We start from the raw sequence: 22095 nt of genomic DNA, 5'->3' as shown, positions 1-22095 counted from the left end.
ACCCCTCTCGCTATCGGGTTGTCGACAACAGACTGTCTGCAAAACCTGTTCATTGAATGAACGGTGCCTGGACACCTGAATTTTCATTACGAGAGGTTGCCATGAGCCTGCTGCTTGAACCCTACACCCTGCGCCAATTGACCCTTCGCAACCGTATTGCAGTCTCGCCGATGTGCCAGTATTCCAGTGTCGACGGCCTGGCCAACGACTGGCATCTGGTTCATCTGGGAAGCCGAGCGGTTGGCGGCGCCGGCCTGGTCATCACTGAAGCGATGGCGGTGACGCCGGACGGCCGCATAACCCCCGAAGACCTGGGGCTGTGGAACGACGAACAGATCGAGCCGCTGCAACGCATTACCCGCTTTATCAATGCTCAGGGTGCGGTGGCTGGCATCCAGCTGGCGCACGCAGGTCGCAAGGCCAGCACCTGGCGCCCGTGGCTTGGCAAGCACGGCAGCATTTCCCTCAATGAAGGTGGCTGGACTCCGGTCGGGCCTTCGGCAATTGCTTTTGATCCGCAGCACACGGCGCCTGTGCAACTGAGCGAAACGCAGATTCAGGAGCTGATCAAGGCGTTTGTCGATTCCGCACGGCGCGCCCTGACCGCGGGCTTCAAGGTGGTAGAAGTTCACGCTGCCCACGGCTATCTGCTGCACCAGTTCCTGTCGCCATTGAGCAACCAGCGCACCGACCAATATGGTGGTTCATTCGAGAACCGCATTCGCCTGACGCTGCAAGTCACCGAAGCGGTGCGCGCAGTGTGGCCTGAAGAGCTGCCGTTGTTCGTTCGCGTGTCCGCCACCGACTGGGTGGAAGACGGCTGGAACGCCGATGAAACGGTAGAGTTGGCGCGCCGTCTGAAGGCGCTGGGTACCGACTTGATCGATGTGTCGTCGGGCGGCACGTCAGCCAACGCGGAAATTCCGGTTGGCCCAGGCTATCAGACGCGTTTTGCCGAACGGGTTCGCAAAGAGTCCGAAATCGCTACAGGGACGGTAGGAATGATCACTGATCCGGCCCAGGCAGAGCATATTCTGCGCACCGGGCAGGCCGATATCATCCTGCTTGCGCGTGAGCTGCTGCGTGATCCGTACTGGCCGCTGCATGCCGATGAAGACCTGGGCGGGCGTCTGGCGACCTGGCCTGCACAGTACCAACGCGCCACACATCGGGATCAGCCGATTCATGAGTCTGATCTGCGGGATTGATGCCCGTTCGGTTTACGGAAGGAAGCAGCAAATAAGTGAGCGCCGCAGGGCGCTCATTTTTATTCGCCTTCCAGCAGTTCGGTGACGCGTCCGATCAGTTCGGCAATGGCAAAAGGCTTGGGCAGTACATGCATGCCAGGTTCCAGCGTATCGTGGGCCAGCGCCGCGTTTTCAGCGTAGCCGGTCACAAACAGTATTTTCAGGTCGGGCCGAACATCCCGGGCGGCGTCTGCGACCTGGCGACCGTTCATGCCGCCGGGCAGACCGACATCGGTAATCAACAGGTCGATGGCCGCTTTTGACTGCAGAATGGTCAGAGCATCGGCGCCTCGCTCGGCCTGCAAAATGGTATAGCCAAGGTCTTCAAGCAACTCGGCAATCAGCAGACGCACAGCGGGCTCGTCATCAACGACCAGAATGGTTTCATCGCTGATGCCAGGTGCGGGCACTTGTAGAGGGTTGTCTTCAAGTGCCACAGCTTCAGGCTCACCTTCATGCATCGGCAGCAGGATGCAGACTTTCGAGCCTTCTCCGACGTTTGAGGTGATGTTGACGCCGCCTCCGGACTGCCGTGCAAAGCCGTAAATCATCGACAGCCCGAGGCCCGTCCCCATGCCTAACGGTTTGGTGGTGAAGAACGGATCGAAGGCCCGTGCCATGACATCTTTGTCCATGCCCGTGCCTGTATCGCTGACGCATAACTCCACGTAACGACCTGCGGGCAACTGATACCTCGCCGCTGCTGCTGCATTCAGATGACGGTTGCCAGTCTGAATCAGCAGCTGTCCGCCGTCAGGCATGGCGTCCTTGGCGTTGATACATAAATTGAGCAGCGAGTTTTCCAACTGATGCGGGTCCACCAGAGTCGACCACAGCCCTCGTGACGCAATGACCTGCATATCGATGGCAGGGCCCACGGTACGCCGGATCAGTTCATCCATGCCCGCCACCAGAAGGTCGATATCCGTCGCCTTGGGGGCCAGTGTCTGACGGCGCGAGAATGCCAGCAGGCGGTGCGTCAGGGAGGCTGCGCGTCTTGAGCCTTCCAGTGCTGCATTGATGTAGCGATCCAGCTCCGTGAAGCGCTCCTGTCTGATCCTCGACAGGAGCAACTCCATGTTGCCGGTCACGCCCATCAGCAGGTTGTTGAAGTCATGGGCCAAACCGCCGGTCAACTGTCCGACCGCTTCCATTTTCTGGGCCTGAATCAGTGCTTCTTCGGCAATACGCAATGCTTCGATGCGATCTTTCTCATGGGTCAGGTGCTTGCCCAGCGCAAAAATGATTCCATTGCCTGGCGCAGCGGTCCAGCCGAACCAGTGATAGGTCCCGTCCACATGCAGGTAGCGATTCTCGAACAGCGGCAAAACATGATTGATGGCGTGTTGCAGGGCATCCTCGGTATTACGCACATCATCTGGATGCAACAGGCTCATGATCGAACTGCCCAGAAGCTCTTGTTCAGTGCGGCCCAACAGCACTGTCCAGGCCGGGTTCACCCGCAGGAAAATGCCGTTGAAATCGAGTATCGCCAGCGGGTCCGGGGAAATCTCCCAGAATGTATCCAGCTCCAGGGTCCGCTGCGCCAGCCTGGCGGTCTGCCGTCGTTCCAGATTTACCAGATCGTCGATCAGTTTCAGGCGTTTGCGCTCACTGTCCTGCAACGCTTGCTGACTGAGGACATGCTCGGTGGTTTCGTTGGTGATGCAAAACATGCCAACGATCATCCCTTGCTCGTCGATCACCGGCGAGAAGGAGAATGACCACCATGTCTGCTCCACCTCTCCATAGCGCGCCATGCTCAGCGGCATGTCCTTGTAATGGCAGGGCTTGCCGGCGTATGCATCAATGACCAGTGGCGCGACCTGATCCCACACGTCAGCCCAGAGGTCCGGAATAAGTGCGCCGATGGCGTTATCCTTACGCGGGCCGAGGATGGGGGTATAAGCATCATTATGGAAAAACACCAGCTCCGGTCCCCAGAGCAGATACATCGATTCCGGCGAGTTCAGAATCAGATTCAGGGTGTTTTTCAGCGATACCGGCCAACGCTCGATGGGTCCGAGTGGTGTCTGGCTCCAGTCCTTTGATCGGATAATCCCGGCAGCCGTGCCGTTAGCTGTCGGGAAACCAGTGGGCGATATCACTTCAGGCAAGCTCCTGACGGTATGCGTCTTGCGTTCATATGGGTGTACTTAAGGTTGATCAATCTGGACGAGCAGTCTTTTTAACTGCTTTTCGTACCGGCTGCTCCACTATTGACCCCTTATCAGAGCCGCGCGTTGCACGTGTTTCGCTGATATCGGGAATGACTGGATGAATGGGGCTGGTCGGGAATCGTAACATCCGGAAGCACACCGGTAATCTTGAGTCAGTGACTTCCTGTCAACTTGTTGGTCAATGACTCATCTGACAAACCTTGTAGGAGGCTTTCTGTGAATACGCGTGGCTTACTCGATCAGTTGCTCAAATCCGGGCAAAGCATGTTGCAGGACAAGGCTAACGGCAAATCCGGCAAGCAGTCTTCGGGCAGCGATTCATTGATCAATGGTCTGGGCAGCCTGCTCGGCGGCGGCAAAGGCCAAGGGACCTCCCAGAGCGGTCTTGGCGGTCTGCTGTCCGGCGCCGGTGGCGGTGCACTGGCTGCAGGTGCCATGAGCCTTCTGCGCGGCAAACGCTCGCGCGGTATGGGCGGTAAGGTGCTGACTTACGGAGGCCTGGCGGCATTGGGCGTACTGGCCTATAAGGCCTATAACAACTGGCAGTCCAGTCAGGGCCTCGTCGGTCAGCGTGAGCCGCAAACCATTGATCGCTTGCCCGAGGCTGAAGCCGAGCAGCACAGCCAGGCCATCCTGCGTGCACTGGTTGCCGCTGCAAAAGCCGATGGTCATGTGGATGAGCGTGAGCGTGAACTGATCGAGGGGGAGTTCAGCAAATTGAACAGCGATCAGGCGCTTCAGCAATGGCTTCAGGGCGAGTTGAACAAACCGCTGGACCCGGCAGAAGTGGCTCGCGCCGCGACCACGCCTGAAATGGCGGCGGAAATGTATATCGCCAGTGTCATGCTGGTGGATGAAGAGCATTTCATGGAGCGCGCCTATCTCGATGAGCTGGCGCGCCAGTTGAAACTGGAGCCCGGTCTCAAGGCCGAACTGGAAGCACAGGTGCGGGGCGCCGAGTAAGCTGCCACGTCCGCTGCCGGGCCGCCTGGCGCACTGTGTGTCAGGCGGCCCATGCCATCAATGATGCTCCAGCCCCTCGGCGTTGGTCAGCTCCCTTATCAGCATTGTTTGCTGTTCCTTGAAGCTGGCTTCAAATTCCCGAATGCGTTTTTCGTATTCCGGATTGTCCAGACTGATGTTGCGCTGTTCGAATTCGTCGGTGAGTCGGGTCAGGTCAGTCCTGTAAATACGTTCGAGTGCATCGAACCGTCCAGCATGGGTTTCGCGCAGATAGTTGATCCAGTAATCCTGCTGCTGGGCGAAGCGCAGGAATGGTTCGCCTTGTTCTCCGGACTGCACGCGAAGCAGGGCTGTATCGAACTCACCCGGCCTGATGGCGGCGTGGGCCTGATACAACATGCCTTCCGGTGGTACGGGCAGGTCCAGCGCGCTTGCCCAGTGTATGCGATACGCCAGGCGGACTTCAGCTTCATCGCGGCTCCCGGTCTGCTCTCGGGCAGCAGCATCCAGTTCGGACAGGCGATAAAGCCTGGTTGTCAGCCTGTACAGCAATGCACCTCGCTGCTCCGGCACAACATCGTGCAGTGACTGACGAGTGAACACCATCACCTCCATCTGGTTGAACTCCAGCAGGATGCCGTCCGGGCAGGTGTTGTTGTCACGGAACAGCCTGAGTGGTTCTTCGGCGATAGCACTCAGGGTCATTCCCAGTTGAGGGTCCTGACTCACCGCGCCGAGTACTCGCCAGACGCGCTCCTGCAGTGCTGCCCGGTTGGCCGTATTGCGATAGTCGGCACTGTGGCGCAGCGAACCGATCAGGTCCAATAGCCTTCGGTTGTGGTCGCTGATCTCCAGTTGCTCCCAGAGCGCACGCCGCGCGGCGATGAGCGGGCTGCTGTCGTCCAGCCAGGGTTCGGCAGTCACTGGCTCTGGAGTCGATGCCCGACTGTCTTCTGACTCGTAGTCTGATATCGATGAGTCCGAATCATGCTGCTCCGTCCAGTCCATCGCTGCGAGTTCGGGTGGCAGGTCCATGTCAAAGGTGAAAGAGCGTCCATAGCTTTCTGAAAAGTGTGCTCGACGCATGCTGTCTTCGGAAAGCGGGTTGTTCAGCAAGCTTATTTCCGTGTGCGAAGATTCGCTGCCGGGATTGGCCAGAATATGCTCCGGCAAGTCAGTAATCAGATTGCCCTCCAGCAGGAGCGTCCCCAGATGTGCTGGAATCATGTCATTCACCCAGGTCGGCCATTCGGTTAATCCGACGTTATTAAGTGATAGCCAGTTGAGCGCGGTATTGCTAAGGGCAGACAGATCGCTGATCGCACCCATCCGGTTGCCATCCAGTTCCAGCCTTGCAAGCGTCGGAATACGGCTGAAGAAATCGATGTGCTTTTGCTCGATCACCATTCCCTGGTCAATCAGCAATAGCGAACGAAGTGATCGAAGTTCAAGCAGCGCCGGAGGCAGTTGCAGCAGCGGTGCGACATACCCGTTCATTTCCAGTGAGTTCAGATCAGTCATACGGCGCAGCAACTGGTCCAGATCAGATCCCGTAGCCGTGACTCTGCTCAGGCGCAGATAGCGTATCTGACGATAGAAGAACTCCGGCAGCTGGCGGGGAAAGTCGACCAGCGAAAGGTTTTCCAGGCGCAGTGGACGGTGGATTTGCCCCAGGCTGAACGCTCGCCAGTGATCAGTCAGTATCCTGCCGATCTCGCGGCGGGCTTCGATGGTCCGTTCACTCGTGATGGCCAGCGAACTTGAGGCGTGTGTCCACTGATCAAGGGTGGCAGATAACTCGGCACCTTCGCGCAATTGCATGTTTATAGCGGCTTGCACGGCGAGCGGCGTGTCCATGAGGAAGCGAAACGAACAGTCGGGTACAGCCTCATTGATGCGTGCGTGCATCACCGTATGCCTGGACAGGCTGTTGCCGCGCAAATCGATCAGGGTCTGATGCTCGGGGTTGAGGGGATTGTCGAGGATCCAGTCCGGCAGTTCGGTCAGGTTGTTATGAGCCACCGACAGCTCACGAATATTGTTCGGGATTATGTCCGTCAGCCAGGAAGGCCAGCGGTGCATGCCGACTCGTTCCAGTATCAACCGGTCAAGATGCAGCCAGCCAAGGTCCATGGGCAGCAAGCTGACCAGCCGGTTGCCGCTGAGGTTCAGCGACCTGAGATCAGGCATATCGCGCAAGTGCTCCATCTGCGCCTGATCCAGAAAAATGCTCTGGTTTATCAGTCCCAGTTCAGTAAGTTGCGGCAGCACACTGGACACCTGCTGGGGCAGGTTGAGGAAGGCCGATATCTCCGGATCCGCACCGGCGCCGGGTTCGCCGACCAGAATGAGTGAGCGCGTGTGGGGGAAGCGTTGCAGAAAGTGTCCAAGTTCGAAGCTGTTGGTCAACTGTCTGGGTAGATCCGTGGCTATCGGTGTTGAAAGCTCCGCGCCCGGGCGCACTCGGGGTTCGATCGAAATATTCTCCAGATAGAGTCCGCCCACCCGCGCGTAGACAAAATCTGGCAGGTGTCGTGGGAAGTCAGTCAGGGATACCTGCTGCAGATACAGTGGCTCAAGCGTTCGCCCGATTTCAGGCAGGTTATTGATGCGCCAATGGTTCCAGATCGCCTCACTGATACGCGTCCGGCTATCGATATGCGCCTGACTCATGGAGGGCATTGCCACGACCTCAGAGGTCCAGGCGTCAATACTTGCCCGCAGCGTCATTTGTTCGCCCAGCAAACTGTTGAGTCGTTCATCGATAGCCCGATTATCCCGGCCGGTGTGGCGCAGGCGGCTGAGAATGTCTTCGGGGAACGCGTCTTCCAGCTCCAGCAAACGGATCTTGTCCAGCAGACTTTCATCGGTCATATGCCAGTCGGTTCTGCCGTTACCGCTCAAGGGATAACCAAGGCGCCCATCGGCCAGACGCATGGGGGATTTGGAGCCGGGTTTGAGCGCCTGCATTTTCAGCAGTGGCGCGAGAGCCTGGCGAGGCAGAGGGGTTTCCTGAATCAGAGCCGCCAGCGCCTGCCCTTGGCTGGTATGGGCAAAACCCAATTGGCTGCGCTCGGCATCGGGCAGGGCGTGAAGTACGGATGAATACAGATCGTCCAGCCCGTGCAGGTGCTGATCGTCAGCGTCACGGGTCGCATAACGATTGCCATCTTTGATCAGCACCTTGCGAACAGGAGCCTCCTGGGCCCCGATGCTGTCGAGCAGTTGGCCGCCAAAGACGCGATTGTGCACCTCCAGCCTGACGTTTGAAGGCCATTGCGCAAGGGCTTCAAGGCTGTGCAGGGCGAGGCAATCGGTATCTGCGCTGGATACCGAGGTCAGGTAAAGGCCCTCATAGGCCCGTGCCAGCCGTACTTGCTGCAAATAGGCACTGGCTTCTTCGGCCATTCGTAACGGTACGCGGCGCTCTGTAGTGAGTTGTATCCGCTCGGCTGGCGAGGCGTGGCTGGCCAATTCCTCGACGACCAGCGGCGGCAGGCCGGCAAACGCCTGCTGGAGGGTTTGCGCGCCGTCCGTATCGGTGACTTTCAGGGCGCGGTAATGTGATTCGAACAACCAGGCTCTGGTTATCCGGGCACGCGCCATCAATTGCGCGCGTAAAGCGATCAGCCGCGGTGCGCTGCCCGGCTGACCCGCACCGAACTCTTCGTTGAGCAGAGTCCGGATTTCGATGTTGTTCAGTTTTTCCAGGACCTGGCGCAGGGCATCTGGCTGATCGGCACGAATATGCATGTCGAGGGGGGCAGCAGCGCCAGACTGCTGCGCCGCAACGAACCGTTGGAGCGTGTTGCCTTGGGCATCCACCAGCACCAGAGCGCGATTGTTCGGCCAGCCAGGGTCATGGCTCAGCAGTTCAAGTTGGAGGGGCGCTGCTGCGTCTGCATCGTTGGCTTCCATCTGAGCTATGAAACGATCAATTTCCTGATCCAGCCTGAAACGGCGCGCTGTGTCTTCGAGCAAGGCCGGTGGGCGGCGCTGATCAGCCAGTGCCTGGCGCATCACGGATTCAGGCGTATTGCTGACCTTCAGGATGCGTCTGGCTGCGCTGTCGGAAAACGCTTCGCTGGAATACCCCAACCGTCGAAACAGTGTCAGACCTTCCATCTCCAGCGGGCGATCAAGTTCATGCAGCCATGCTCCCGCGCCGTTGTGGCGCAGGGCGGGTTGATAGCCGTGCGGGTTGGCTGGGTGCTCTATCAGATAACCATCGCCGGTCGGCTCAGGTCTGACCGAGTACGTTCGCCCTTCAAGTGGCAACCATTGCTTGTCTTGCCAGGTGTACAGGCCTGTAGCGTCGGGATGCAGACCCTTTGGCAGCACGACGTCATGGGCAAAGGGTGCCAGGTCAGGCTTCCAGAGGCGAGTCATTCCACCCGGTAATTCCACGGGTTTGAGTCCGTTTACGAACTCGGGCACTTGTATCGCCGGGATGCCTGCTGCTCCCGTCATCGCAGCGCCAAGGGCCGACATCAGGGCAATGTTCTCCACCACATCGAAAAGGTAGGCGAACGCCTGCTGTCTCTCGTCTTTGGCCCAGCTCTCCATACCTTCATAAACCTCATGGGCCAGCTGAATGGCGGTGACGGCCATCATCACTTCGCCCAATACCGGAACGACAAAAGCGGCGATGTTCAAGACGTCGAAGGCTTTGTCCTTGAAGTACTGCACACGCTCGTCGAAGGTTTTCTGGTCCTGCGCCGCTGTCGGCACGCCATGAAACAGCGCATTGTCCTTCAACGCTGCCCGTTTGCGATCGTACAGGGCCTCCGGCAAGAGACCTTGCAGCGGGATTTCTCTCAGGTCCAGCCGGGCGTTTCGGTCAGCTTCACGTTCCAGCCACTGGCGCTCGAAGAACCCCCCTTTCTTGACTTTGGGGTGCAGACGCTCGGACAGCTTTTCAAACAAGGCACTTCGATGGCGCGCCGGTATGAAGCGCATGAAAAAATTCAGATACCCATCGATGAACATCCGGTCGCGCAGCGAGTTTATAAACGCCTCGACCGAGTCGTATTCCTTCAATGGCGCAACCGGATCGTCCGGAATGTAGACGACAATTTTTTCTGCCTGAGTTGCCATGTCGCGGTCTTTGCCAATAACGAACGGGCCGTCAAGTTCGACATCCCCAAGGCACAGCACGCTGCAGGTGACCGGCCTGTTATCAAGCCGGACGTTTTGCTTGCCTTCGAGAATATCCAGTAACGCGCCCTGCAATGGCGGGCTGACCAGTTTCTGCAGGGAGGCAATCTGCAGTTGAAGCCGGATGGACGATGACTGAAGTTTCAGGAAGTCCTTGCGCAGCCTGGATGCCGCAGCGTCCGCTGTTTCTTCGGGTGTTGAAGGTGCATTGAAGACGGACTCCAGGTGGGTCTGGTATTTACCGCCCAGGTCCAGCTCGCGGCACATTGCTGCGAACCCGGTTGCAGATATCGGCAAGGACTGGCCGGCGATCTGTGGGCCGATGATTTCAACGGAGGAAAACACCTGAGCCTCGATGCCCGAGTCCGAGTCCATCGCGCCAGGCGCGGTTTCCCACGTTTCGAAATTCTGCAGTGCAGCCTTTAGCAGGCTCTGACAGGCGGCCCTCAAGGCAATGTTGGCTTGAGTGATGGGGTCTCGGGATGCCGCAAGGAACGACTGGTCGACCCTGGCCCGGCTGGCGTGAAACAGCGAGGTTCGGGCGACGTCCACGTCCAGCCCGAAGCGGTCCTTGATCGCCGCCGTCAGAAGAGGGAGCGCAAAGTCTTCCAGTGTCGAGAGGCGATCAAGCGTCGGACGAACCTTTTGTTCATTCTGGCGATGTTCGGCATAGAGCTGCTGAAGTTTATCGACTTGCTCCGGACTGGATGCGCGCGCGCTCGTCAGCCATTGCAAGGGGCGTCCGGAGGTTTTGCGCAGAGCCGCATGGGTTGCCGATTCTGCGTCAAGCAGCCATCGGGGTGTTTTATCTTTTATAAGTTGCACATGCGGGGCGGTAGATGCCTTGCCCGGCGAAGTTTGATCCAGCATTGAAGTGCCTTGTCGTGAGTGAGCAGGCGACAAAGCTTACGTTTGAGGTCGGGACAGCAAGTGCTAACTATTTATAGCCTGCACAGGTTCCTGAGACCTTGTGCTCAAGTAGTGGTGACAAGTGCCGACAAGAAGGCAGGAAAGCGGGTTAATGAGCAGGTGCCATGATTTGGTTTTCATTCCCCGTGTACCCGTTGACGGCTGGGCTATACTCACGCCGCTTGGACCGCTCGTCGGTCCGCTTCTTGAACACGGCCCGATGCCGTCGTTGAACTCTTGAGGGCTGACTGTGAAGAACTGGACCTTGCGCCAACGGATTCTGGCGAGTTTCGCCGTCATCATCGCAATCATGCTGTTGATGGTCGTTGTATCTTATTCACGACTGTTGTCCATCGAGTCCAGCGAGGAAGATGTCCGTCTTGATGCGTTACCCGGTGTCTACTACAGCACGCTGGTGCGCAGCGCATGGGGCGAAAGTTACATCCGCACCCTGGAGCTGATTGCCGAAGGGCAGGGGCGTGCGCTGACCAAGCAGGAAAGGGACCAGTTTCAGGGGTTTGACGAAAACCTGCAGGCGCAGATGGACGGCTACAAGAAGTCCATCTTCGATGACGCGGACAGAGACAGCTTTGCGCTTTTCGAAAAACGCCGCGAAGCCTATTCGCGCATGCTTGCCGATGTTCACGCCAAGTATGACCGCGGCGATTATGCCGGTGCGCGCGCCGAGTTCTATGGCGAGGTCAACCCGGTCTGGCTCACGGGCCGCAAGCAGCTCAACGACCTGATTGTCGCCAACAAGCAGCTGGCTGATCAGGCCACTGCCAATATCGTCAATGCCGTGCTGGCTGCCAAGGTCAGCATGATCCTGTCGTTGCTGGTGGCAGTGCTGGCTGCAGCGGCCTGCGGGCTGCTGCTGATGCGTTCGATCATGGCTCCGATGCAACTGATCGTGCGGATTCTGGACATCATGCGTACCGGAGATCTGAGCACCCGCCTGAACCTGTCCCGCAAGGACGAGTTCAATGCGGTCGAAACCGGCTTCAACGACATGATGACCGAGCTGACCGCGCTGGTTGCGCAGGCCCAGCGTTCTTCGGTGCAGGTAACGACGTCTGTCACTGAAATCGCTGCGACTTCCCGCCAGCAGCAGGCCACCGCCACCGAGACCGCGGCAACCACCACCGAGATCGGCGCGACCTCGCGGGAAATTGCTGCCACCTCGCGCGACCTGGTGCGAACCATGACCGAAGTCACTTCGGCAGCAGATCAGGCGTCGATTCTCGCCGGTTCCGGCCAGCAGGGGCTGGCACGTATGGAAGACACCATGCATCAGGTGATGGGCGCTGCCAACCTGGTCAACGCCAAGCTGGCGATCCTCAACGAGAAAGCCGGCAACATCAATCAGGTCGTCGTTACCATCGTCAAGGTGGCCGACCAGACCAACCTGCTGTCGCTTAACGCAGCCATCGAGGCCGAGAAGGCGGGTGAGTACGGCCGTGGTTTCGCGGTGGTCGCCACCGAAGTGCGCCGCCTCGCCGACCAGACTGCTGTCGCCACCTATGACATTGAGCAAATGGTGCGGGAAATCCAGTCGGCGGTTTCCGCAGGCGTTATGGGCATGGACAAGTTTTCCGAAGAAGTGCGCCGTGGCATGTTCGAGGTCACTCAGGTCGGCGAGCAGTTGTCGCAGATCATTCAGCAAGTACAGGCGTTGGCGCCCCGTGTGTTGATGGTCAATGAAGGTATGCAGGCTCAGGCTACCGGTGCCGAACAGATCAATCAGGCACTGGTGCAACTGGCGGATGCCAGCAGCCAGACCGTCGAGTCTCTACGTCAAGCCAGTTTCGCCATCGACGAGTTGAGTCAGGTCGCGGTCGGGCTGCGCGGTGGCGTTTCGCGATTCAAGGTCTGAACACTCCAATGACGGATCAATCGCCGAGGCGCAACGGCACGCCACTGACCACCAGCAAACTCTTTCTGCTGTTTTGCATCGGCGAAGACCGCTATGCGCTGGACGCGACAGAGATCGCTGAAATCCTGCCTCGGGTGAAACTCAAGGCAATTGCCCAGGCTCCGCACTGGGTGGCGGGGATCTTTGCCCATCGCGGCGAGATCGTGCCGGTGATTGACATCAGTGCGCTGAACTCGGGTCAGTCAGCGCGCTTGCGCACCAGCACACGCATGGTTCTGGTGCATTATCGGCACGACGACGCGCATCCGGCGCAGTTGCTCGGGCTGATTCTTGAGCAGGCCACCGAAACGCTGTGTTGCCCGGTGTCACAGTTCAAGGCGTATGGGCTGGACAATCGCCTGTCACCTTACCTGGGGCCGGTTCGCGAGGATGAGCAGGGGCTGCTGCAATGGATTCACGTTCAGGAGCTGTTGAGCGAGCCGGTTCGAGATTTGTTGTACCCGGTGCCGCCAATCGACCTCGAATTGCTTGAGGACGCGCCATGAAGGTCGACGATTCACGCTTCTTCAGCTTCCTCAAGGAGCGCATCGGGCTGGATGTGACCTCGGTCGGCGAGGCGATCATCGAGCGTGCCTTGCGTCAGCGTGCGACGGCCGCCCATTGCCCCGACAGTGATGCGTACTGGCACCTTCTGGTGTCGTCGCCTCAAGAACAGCAGGCGCTGATCGAGGCGGTGATCGTTCCTGAAACCTGGTTTTTTCGCTACCCGGAATCGTTCGTCACACTGGGCATGCTGGCCCGTGAACGTATAGCCAGCCTTGCCGGTGTGCGCCCGTTGCGTATTCTCAGCCTGCCATGCTCGACCGGCGAGGAACCCTATTCGATTGCCATGGCGTTATTCGATGCGGGGGTCGATGCCAGGCAGTTCAAAGTCGATGCCATTGATATCAGCCCTGTTTCGATTGCCAAGGCCGAGCACGGCATCTATGGCAAGAACTCGTTCCGGGGCAGCGACACCGGTTTTCGCGAGCGGTATTTCAACCCGGTCGCTGACGGGTTTGAAATCGCCGACAGTGTGCGCGCTTGTGTGAGTTTTCAGGCTGGCAATCTGCTCGATCCGAAACTGGCTTCGCAGGTCGCGTATGACATCGTTTTCTGCCGCAACCTGGTGATCTATTTTGATCGGCAGACCCAGCAACATGTGTTCAAGGTCCTCAAGCAGCTGACCCGGGAAGACGGCCTGCTGTTCATCGGGCCGGCGGAGGGCAACCTGCTGGCAGGTATTGGCATGCGTTCGATCGGTATTGCGCAATCATTTGCCTTCCGGCATGCGCCAGTCGAACCGACGGCTCCGGCTCCGGCTCCGGCTCCGGCTCCAGTCCAGGCTCGGACTCCGGCGCCGGTAGCCGCGCCGGTTGCACCGCGCCCGGTCCCTGATGCACCTGCCAGAGCGCCTGCGCCACGACCTGTCGCACGAACGTCCGCAGCATTTGCGCCCATCGTCAAGCCGGTTGCTGTCACTGGCAATAGCGAGGTTTCGGCGCTCCTCGACAGGATTGCTGGCCTGGCCAACGAAGGCAAAAGTGTCGAGGCGCGGGCTGCCTGCGAACGCTATCTGCAACAGCATGAGCCGGTTGCACAGGTGTTTTACTGGCTGGGCCTGCTCAGCGAAGTAGAAGGTAGCGTGGCGCAGGCTCAGGGTTTCTATCGCAAGGCGTTGTACCTGCAACCGCAGCATTCCGAATCGCTGGCCCAACTGGCGGCGTTGCTGGCCGCCCAGGGTGACAGTACCGGGGCCCGGCGCTTGCAGGACCGCGCTGCACGTGGCGCGAATAAACAAGGAAACCATTGATGACGGGTGTGTCCGGTTTTTCCAGTCTTACCCATGACCAAGCCCTGGATATCGATGACTGCTGGAACCGTATCGGTATTCACGGTGATCGTTCCTGCCCGTTGCTTGAAGAGCACATCCATTGCCGCAACTGCGCGGTTTATTCCGCGGCGGCCACCCGTCTGCTGGACCGCTACGCGCTGGCCCAGGAGTCGCATGAACAGTTTCAGGGCTCTGTGTTGCTGCGCGACATCAAGACCCGCTCCATTCTGGTATTCCGTCTTGGTGAAGAATGGCTGGGGCTGGCCTCCCGCTGTCTCTCGGAGGTCGCCCCCAACCAGACCATCCATTCGCTGCCGCACCAGCGCTCGCGTGCGATGCTGGGTGTCGCCAATGTACGGGGTGCTCTGGTAGCGTGCATATCGCTGGTCGAGTTGCTAGGGCTCGACAGCAATGCAGCGAGTACCCAGTCGGCACGGGTGGTGCCACGCATGTTGATCGTTGCCGCTGAAGGCGGTCCGGTCGTGGTGCCGGTGGACGAGGTAGACGGCATTCACGCCATTGACGAGCGTGAGCTGGAAGCCGCTTCTGCGTCCGGTACTCATGCCAACGCCCGTTTCACTCGCGGCGTTTTGCAATGGAAGGGCCGCAGCCTGCGTTGGCTGGACGAAGAAGAGTTGTTGTCGGCGGTGCACCGGAGCCTTACATGACGCCAGATCAAATGCGTGACGCCTCACTGTTTGAACTGTTCACGCTGGAAGCCGATGCGCAGACTCAGGTATTGAGTGCGGGCCTGCTGGCACTTGAGCGTAACCCGACCCAGGCGGATCAACTGGAAGCCTGCATGCGGGCGGCACATTCGCTCAAGGGCGCGGCGCGCATTGTCGGCGTCGATTTCGGGGTGAGCGTTGCGCATGTGATGGAAGACTGTCTGGTCAGCGCCCAGGAAGGCCGTCTATTGCTGCAGGCCGAGCACATCGATGCGCTGCTGTCCGGCACTGACCTGTTGATGCGTATCGCTACGCCAGGCGGTAACAGCGTCGGTCAGCCCGATATCGACAGTTATGTTGAAAGGCTCAACGCGCTGCTGGCGTCCGGTGCTGGCGCAGCGCGCACGGTCAATACGCCGCTGCCTGACCCTGCTTCGGACGCATTGCTGGCCAGCGCGATGCAGCAGCTTGAGTCTTCAGCCCAAGGGGCTGAGCCAATAATCAACCCTGCACCTGATCCGCTGCCAGCAGAGTCGCGTCCGCCATCCAGGCCCGCAGCCACGTCGGCGCCGGAACCGGAAGCACCTTTTACCCCCTTGCGTGAACGTCGAGTGGCCGAAGGCGGCGAGCGTGTATTGCGGGTCACTGCCGAGCGTTTGAACGGGCTGCTGGACATGTCCAGCAAATCGCTGGTCGAGACCCAGCGACTCAAGCCGCTGCTGGCCGGTATGCAGCGCCTCAAACGCTTGCAAAGCAGCAGCGACCGCGCGCTTGAAGTGTTGGGTGCGAGCTTTGGCGAAGAAGGCCCCCCGGCTGATGTGCAAAAAGCCCTGGAAGATGCACGCAACCTGTTGTCCCAGGCGCAACAGGTGCTGGTCCAGCAAACCGCAGAGCTGGATGAGTTTGGCTGGCAGTCGGCGCAGCGCGCGCAGCTGCTGTATGACACCGCACTGGCCTGCCGCATGCGGCCCTTCGCTGATGTGCTGAACGGTCAGGCGCGCATGGTCCGAGATCTGGGGCGTGAGCTGGGCAAACAGGTCCGCTTGCAGATCGAAGGGGAGAAGACCCAGGTCGACCGCGATGTACTGGAAAAGCTTGATGCGCCGCTGACCCATCTGTTGCGCAACGCGGTGGACCACGGCATCGAGTCGCCCGAAAAACGCGCGGCGTCGGGCAAGGACCCTGAAGGTCTGATTCGTCTGCAGGCATCGCATCAGGCTGGTTTGCTGGTCGTTGAGTTGAGTGACGACGGTGGCGGCGTAGACCTGGAGCGTTTGCGCCAGAGCATTGTTGAACGCAAGCTTTCGCCAGCAGAAACCGCCGCGCAGTTGAGCGAGGAGGAACTGCTGAGTTTTCTGTTTCTGCCGGGTTTCAGCATGCGCGACAAGGTCACGCAAATTTCCGGTCGTGGTGTCGGGCTTGATGCTGTGCAGCATATGGTTCGCCAGATGCACGGCAGTGTCGAGCTGCAGCAGTGGACGGGCGAGGGCAGTCGTTTCAGGATTGAAATGCCGCTGACGCTTTCAGTGGTGCGTAGCCTGGTGGTGGAAGTGGGCGGAGAAGCCTATGCCTTCCCTCTGGCCCATATCGAGCGCATGCGCGACTTGCAGCCGGATGATATTTTGCAACTGGAAGGGCGTCAGCACTTCTGGGATGAAGAGCGCCATGTCGGTCTGGTCTCGGCCAGTCAGTTATTGAATCGGCCGCCCGCCCAGAATGCCGGCGAAGCGCTCAAGGTTGTGGTTATTCGCGAGCGTGATGCAGTTTATGGCGTAGCCGTCGAACGCTTCATCGGTGAGCGTACGCTGGTGGTGATGCCGCTTGATGCGCGGCTGGGCAAGGTTCAGGATGTTTCGGCAGGGGCCTTGCTCGATGACGGTTCTGTGGTGTTGATCGTTGATGTAGAAGACATGCTGCGCTCGGTGGAAAAACTCCTGAATACCGGACGCCTTGAGCGTATTGACCGGCGCAACCGTCAGGTCGACCATGTGTCGCGCAAGCGGGTTCTCGTGGTCGATGACTCTTTGACTGTTCGCGAGCTGGAACGCAAGCTGCTGGTCGGTCGCGGTTACGAAGTGTCGGTCGCCGTGGATGGGATGGACGGCTGGAATGCCCTGCGTGCCGGGGACTTCGACCTGCTCATCACCGACATCGATATGCCGCGCATGGACGGTATAGAACTGGTGACGTTGCTGCGCCGTGATACTCGTTTGCAGTCATTGCCGGTCATGGTTGTTTCCTACAAGGATCGTGAAGAAGACCGACGCCGCGGCCTGGACGCCGGAGCGGATTACTATCTGGCCAAAGCCAGTTTCCACGATGATGCCTTGCTCGACGCTGTTGTCGAATTGATAGGAGACGCGCAAGGATGAAGATTGCCATAGTCAACGACATGCCCATGGCTATCGAAGCCCTGCGTCGCGCGCTGGCCTTCGAGCCCGCGCACCAGATCATATGGGTGGCGTCCAATGGTGCCGATGCGGTGCAGCGCTGCGTTGAGCTGACCCCGGACCTCATCCTGATGGACCTGATCATGCCGGTGATGGATGGCGTAGAGGCCACCCGCCGGATCATGGCCGAAACACCCTGCGCTATCGTCATCGTGACCGTCGACCGCGAGCAGAACATGCGCCGCGTATTCGAAGCGATGGGGCACGGTGCGCTGGATGTGGTGGATACGCCTGCCATCGGCGGTCCCAACCCCAAAGAGGCGGCGGCGCCCCTGCTGCGCAAGATACTCAATATCGACTGGCTGATCGGTCAGCGCGTCGGCCGAGAGCGCGTGGTGGCTGCGCCGAGATCGGAGCCGGCGAGGCGCGACAGGCTCGTTGCAATCGGCTCTTCGGCGGGCGGTCCCGCGGCGCTGGAGATCCTCCTGAAGGGGCTTCCGGTGAGCTTTCCGGCAGCGATCGTCCTGGTGCAGCATGTTGATCAGGTATTTGCAGCCGGTATGGCAGAGTGGCTGACTTCCGCTTCCGGCTTGCCCGTGCGATTGGCAAAGGAAGGCGAAACGCCGCAGCCCGGGGTGGTGCTGCTGGCCGGAACCAATCATCATATTCGTTTGCTCAAGGACGGTACGCTGGCGTATACCGCAGAGCCAGTGAATGAAGTCTACAGGCCCTCGATCGATGTGTTTTTCGAGAGCGTAACCCGTTATTGGAGTGGTGAGGCAGTCGGCGTTCTACTGACCGGCATGGGGCGCGATGGTGCGCAGGGACTCAAGGCAATGCGGGAGCGAGGCTTTCTGACCATCGCCCAGGATCAGGCCAGTTCTGCTGTGTATGGGATGCCCAAAGCGGCCGCAGCCATTGATGCTGCTGTTGAGATCCGTCCGCTGCCCGCCATTGCCCCTCGCTTGGTCGAGGTATTTACTCAATGACCGTTCAGGTGCATTCACCTGTGGTCGGCGATCAGGAGAAACACTATGCATGACCTGCAGACGGATGAGATCAAGACCCCGGATGAGAACACCGCCATGGTGCTTCTGGTTGATGATCAGGCCATGATTGGCGAGGCTGTCCGGCGTGGACTGTCTGGCCACGAATCGATCGACTTCCACTTTTGCGCCGACCCGCATCAGGCAATTGCCCAGGCTGTGCGGATCAAGCCGACCGTGATTCTTCAGGATCTGGTCATGCCGGGCCTGGACGGTCTGACGCTGGTTCGCGAGTACCGCAGCAACCCGTTGACCCGCGATATCCCGATCATCGTGTTGTCCACCAAGGAAGACCCGCTGATCAAGAGCGCCGCGTTCTCGGCCGGGGCCAACGATTATCTGGTCAAACTGCCGGACAACATCGAGCTGGTGGCGCGCATTCGCTACCACTCGCGCTCCTATATGACACTGCTGCAGCGTGACGAGGCCTATCGTGCCCTGCGAGTCAGCCAGCAGCAGTTGCTTGACACCAATCTGGTGCTGCAACGCCTGATGAACTCCGATGGCCTGACGGGACTGTCCAACCGCCGCCATTTCGATGAGTACCTGGAGCTGGAGTGGCGGCGTGCCACTCGCGATCAGGCGCAGTTGTCGCTGCTGATGATCGATGTCGACTACTTCAAGGCTTACAACGACAATTTCGGGCACCTGGAGGGCGACGAGGCCCTGCGTCAGGTGGCGAAAGCCATCCGCAACAGTTGCAGTCGCCCGTCGGACTTGCCCGCGCGCTACGGCGGCGAGGAGTTTGCCATGGTCCTGCCCAATACTTCTCCAGGCGGGGCGCGTCTGCTGGCTGAAAAACTGCGTCAGAGCGTGTCAGGCATGAATATCCCGCATATCGCTCCAACGCCTGGTTCCAGCCTTACCGTGAGTATTGGTGTCGCTACCCTGACGCCGCAGGTCGGGATGCACAGCCGCCAGCTGATTCTGGATGCCGACAAGGGGCTTTATCAGGCCAAGAACAACGGACGCAATCAGGTCGCGGCAGGCTGACGCCGCCAGTGGCCGGTAAAATAGGCCTCACAACGCCTGCTCGACGGGCTGCTTTCGTGGCCTTGCCTGGGGTATACTCGTCGGCTTTGAAAATTTCGCCTGCGAGTGCTGCCTACCATGGAAATCAACCCGATCCTAAACAGCATCAAGGATTTGTCCGAGCGCTCCGAAACCATTCGGGGGTATCTTTGACTACGATCACAAACATGATCGTCTGACCGAAGTCAACCGCGAGCTCGAAGATCCAAACGTCTGGAACAACCCGGCCTACGCTCAGGAACTGGGGCGCGAGCGCTCCCTGCTGGCGCAGATCGTAGAAACCCTGGACGAAATGTCCTCGGGTCTGGCCGATGCCAAAGACCTGTTGCTGATGTCTGCCGAAGAAGAAGACCAGGCCGCCGTCGATGACGTCGCTGCCGAAGTCGAGCGCCTGCGCGAATCGCTGGAAAAGCTCGAATTCCGTCGCATGTTCAGTGGCGAGATGGACCCCAACAACGCCTACCTGGACATCCAGGCCGGTTCCGGCGGCACCGAAGCGCAGGACTGGGCCAACATCCTGTTGCGCATGTACCTGCGCTGGGCTGACAAGCGCGGTTTCGACGCCACCATCATGGAGCTGTCTGCCGGTGAAGTCGCCGGTATCAAGGGCGCTACCGTGCACATCAAGGGCGAATACGCCTTTGGCTGGCTGCGTACCGAGATCGGCGTTCACCGTCTGGTGCGCAAGAGCCCGTTCGATTCCGGCAACCGTCGCCACACCTCGTTCTCGGCCGTGTTCGTTTCGCCGGAAATCGATGACAACATCGAAATCGACATCAACCCGTCGGACCTGCGCATCGATACCTACCGCTCCTCCGGTGCCGGTGGTCAGCACGTAAACACCACAGACTCTGCGGTACGTATCACCCACGTCCCGACCAACACCGTGGTCAGTTGCCAGAACGAACGTTCCCAGCATGCGAACAAGGACACCGCCATGAAAATGCTGCGGGCCCGTTTGTATGAGCAGGAAGTGCAGAAGCGCAACGCAGCGTCCCAGGCGCTCGAAGACACCAAGTCCGATATCGGCTGGGGTCATCAGATTCGCTCCTATGTACTTGACGCGTCGCGTATCAAGGACCTGCGGACCAATATCGAACGCAGCGACTGCGACAAGGTGCTTGATGGCGATATCGACGAATACCTGATCGCGAGCCTCAAGCAAGGGCTGTAAACCGTCAGCCGACACCTCAAGCCCCTCGTTGCAAGACGAGGGCGAACCTGTGATGGAATATTTAAAGACATGAGCGACCAACAACTCGACCCGCAAGCCCTGCAACAGGAAGAAAACACCCTGATCGCCCTGCGCAAGGAAAAGCTTGCTGCAGGCCGTGCCAAGGGTCAGGCCTTCCCCAACGACTTCCGCCGCGACAGCTACTGCAACGACCTGCAGAAACAGTACGTCGACAAGACCAAGGAAGAACTGGCAGAGGCAGCGATTCCGGTCAAGGTAGCCGGTCGCATCATGCTCAACCGTGGCTCGTTCATGGTGATCCAGGACATGACCGGGCGCATCCAGGTCTATGTCAACCGCAAGACCCTGCCTGAAGAAACCCTGGCTGAAGTGAAAACCTGGGACCTGGGCGACATCATTGCTGCCGAAGGCACCCTGGCACGCTCCGGCAAGGGCGACCTGTACGTCGAGATGACCACCGTTCGCCTGCTGACCAAGTCGCTGCGTCCGCTGCCCGACAAACACCATGGCCTGACCGACACCGAGCAGCGCTATCGCCAGCGTTACGTCGACCTGATCGTCAACGAAGACGTGCGCGAGACCTTCCGTGTGCGCTCGCAGGTTATCGCTCACATTCGCAGCTTCCTGATGAAGCGCGACTTCCTTGAAGTCGAAACGCCGATGCTGCAGACCATTCCCGGCGGTGCGGCAGCCAAGCCGTTCGAAACCCACCACAACGCGCTGGACATGGAAATGTTCCTGCGCATTGCGCCGGAGCTGTACCTCAAGCGTCTGGTGGTCGGTGGTTTCGAGAAAGTCTTCGAGATCAACCGCAACTTCCGTAACGAGGGCGTTTCGACCCGGCACAACCCCGAGTTCACCATGCTCGAGTTCTACCAGGCCTACGCTGATTACGAAGACAACATGGACCTGACCGAGGAGCTGTTCCGTGAACTGGCTCAACTGGTTCTGGGCACCACCGACGTGCCTTACGGCGACAAGGTGTTCCACTTCGGCGAACCGTTTGTGCGCCTGTCGGTGTTCGACTCGATCCTCAAGTACAACCCGGATCTGACCGCTGCCGATCTGCAGGACGTCGACAAGGCACGTGCCATTGCCAAAAAGGCCGGTGCCAAGGTGCTCGGCTTCGAAGGCCTGGGCAAATTGCAGGTGATGATTTTCGAAGAGCTGGTCGAGCACAAGCTGGAACAGCCGCACTTCATCACTCAGTACCCGTTCGAAGTCTCTCCGCTGGCTCGTCGCAACGACGAAAATCCGAGCGTAACCGACCGTTTCGAGTTGTTCATCGGCGGCCGTGAAATCGCCAATGCCTACTCCGAGCTCAACGACGCCGAAGATCAGGCCGAACGCTTCCAGGCTCAGGTGGCCGACAAGGATGCCGGTGACGACGAAGCCATGCACTACGACGCCGACTTCGTCCGTGCGCTGGAGTACGGCATGCCGCCCACTGCGGGCGAGGGGATCGGCATCGACCGGTTGGTGATGCTGCTCACCGACTCGCCTTCGATCCGCGACGTCATTCTGTTTCCGCACATGCGCCCGCAAGCGTAATCAATGAAAAA

The 22095-nt window shown here is 59.3% G+C and carries 13 protein-coding genes; 11 read left to right on the top strand and 2 right to left on the bottom strand.

All coding sequences use genetic code 11. The features are described from left to right. Nucleotides 1–101 precede the first annotated feature (101 nt). A complete protein-coding gene (locus tag AO068_RS00620) occupies nt 102–1208 on the top strand; it encodes an NADH:flavin oxidoreductase/NADH oxidase (protein ID WP_058407369.1) in 1107 nt (368 codons plus the stop codon). Between the two features lie 59 nt (nt 1209–1267). Here AO068_RS00620 and AO068_RS00615 read toward each other — a convergent pair whose 3' ends face one another. Beyond that, nucleotides 1268–3355 (bottom strand): hybrid sensor histidine kinase/response regulator, encoded by a 2088-nt coding sequence (locus tag AO068_RS00615; RefSeq protein ID WP_058399627.1) that lies wholly within the window; start codon nt 3353–3355, stop codon nt 1268–1270. Between the two features lie 288 nt (nt 3356–3643). Here AO068_RS00615 and AO068_RS00610 point away from each other — a divergent pair, with 288 nt between their 5' ends. Beyond that, entirely contained in the window at nt 3644–4390 is a 747-nt protein-coding gene (locus AO068_RS00610; protein ID WP_057403261.1) for a tellurite resistance TerB family protein, read from the top strand. A gap of 57 nt (nt 4391–4447) precedes the next feature. Here the strand turns inward: AO068_RS00610 and AO068_RS00605 are convergent, their stop codons facing one another. Next, nucleotides 4448–10417: an NEL domain-containing protein gene (locus AO068_RS00605; RefSeq protein ID WP_058407368.1), complete on the bottom strand. Its 5970-nt coding sequence runs from the start codon at nt 10415–10417 to the stop codon at nt 4448–4450. Between the two features lie 289 nt (nt 10418–10706). Between AO068_RS00605 and AO068_RS00600 the strand changes: the two genes are divergently transcribed. The 9 genes from AO068_RS00600 to lysS all read left to right on the top strand — a co-directional run bounded on the left by AO068_RS00600 (nt 10707) and on the right by lysS (nt 22084). After that, nucleotides 10707–12329 (top strand): methyl-accepting chemotaxis protein, encoded by a 1623-nt coding sequence (locus AO068_RS00600; RefSeq protein ID WP_058399629.1) that lies wholly within the window; start codon nt 10707–10709, stop codon nt 12327–12329. Nucleotides 12330–12337: 8 nt separating this feature from the next. Beyond that, a complete protein-coding gene (locus AO068_RS00595) occupies nt 12338–12874 on the top strand; it encodes a chemotaxis protein CheW (protein ID WP_058407367.1) in 537 nt (178 codons plus the stop codon). Beyond that, nucleotides 12871–14181, top strand: coding sequence for a CheR family methyltransferase (locus AO068_RS00590; protein WP_058407366.1), 1311 nt, complete (start codon nt 12871–12873; stop codon nt 14179–14181). Before AO068_RS00595 ends, AO068_RS00590 begins: the two co-directional genes overlap by 4 nt. Further along, on the top strand, nt 14181–14870 hold the full coding sequence (locus tag AO068_RS00585) for a chemotaxis protein CheW (RefSeq protein ID WP_058407365.1): 690 nt from the start codon (nt 14181–14183) through the stop codon (nt 14868–14870). Before AO068_RS00590 ends, AO068_RS00585 begins: the two co-directional genes overlap by 1 nt. After that, entirely contained in the window at nt 14867–17242 is a 2376-nt protein-coding gene (locus tag AO068_RS00580) for a hybrid sensor histidine kinase/response regulator (RefSeq protein WP_058407364.1), read from the top strand. Before AO068_RS00585 ends, AO068_RS00580 begins: the two co-directional genes overlap by 4 nt. Beyond that, nucleotides 17239–18249, top strand: a complete 1011-nt coding sequence (locus AO068_RS00575; RefSeq protein ID WP_058407363.1) for a chemotaxis response regulator protein-glutamate methylesterase — start codon at nt 17239–17241, stop codon at nt 18247–18249. Before AO068_RS00580 ends, AO068_RS00575 begins: the two co-directional genes overlap by 4 nt. 45 nt (nt 18250–18294) lie before the next feature. Then, entirely contained in the window at nt 18295–19299 is a 1005-nt protein-coding gene (locus AO068_RS00570) for a response regulator (RefSeq protein ID WP_058399634.1), read from the top strand. 117 nt (nt 19300–19416) lie between these two features. Further along, a protein-coding gene (prfB, locus tag AO068_RS00565) for a peptide chain release factor 2 (protein ID WP_122259221.1) occupies nt 19417–20512 on the top strand; the annotation gives its coding sequence in 2 pieces (ribosomal slippage) (nt 19417–19488 and nt 19490–20512; 1095 coding nt in all). A gap of 69 nt (nt 20513–20581) precedes the next feature. Beyond that, nucleotides 20582–22084, top strand: coding sequence for a lysine--tRNA ligase (gene lysS / locus AO068_RS00560; protein ID WP_005732488.1), 1503 nt, complete (start codon nt 20582–20584; stop codon nt 22082–22084). The last annotated feature ends 11 nt before the right edge of the window (nt 22085–22095 follow it).

The organism is Pseudomonas sp. ICMP 3272 (assembly GCF_001466905.1).
Lineage (GTDB): Bacteria > Pseudomonadota > Gammaproteobacteria > Pseudomonadales > Pseudomonadaceae > Aquipseudomonas > Aquipseudomonas amygdali.
This window is presented reverse-complemented; position numbering and strand designations above follow the sequence as displayed.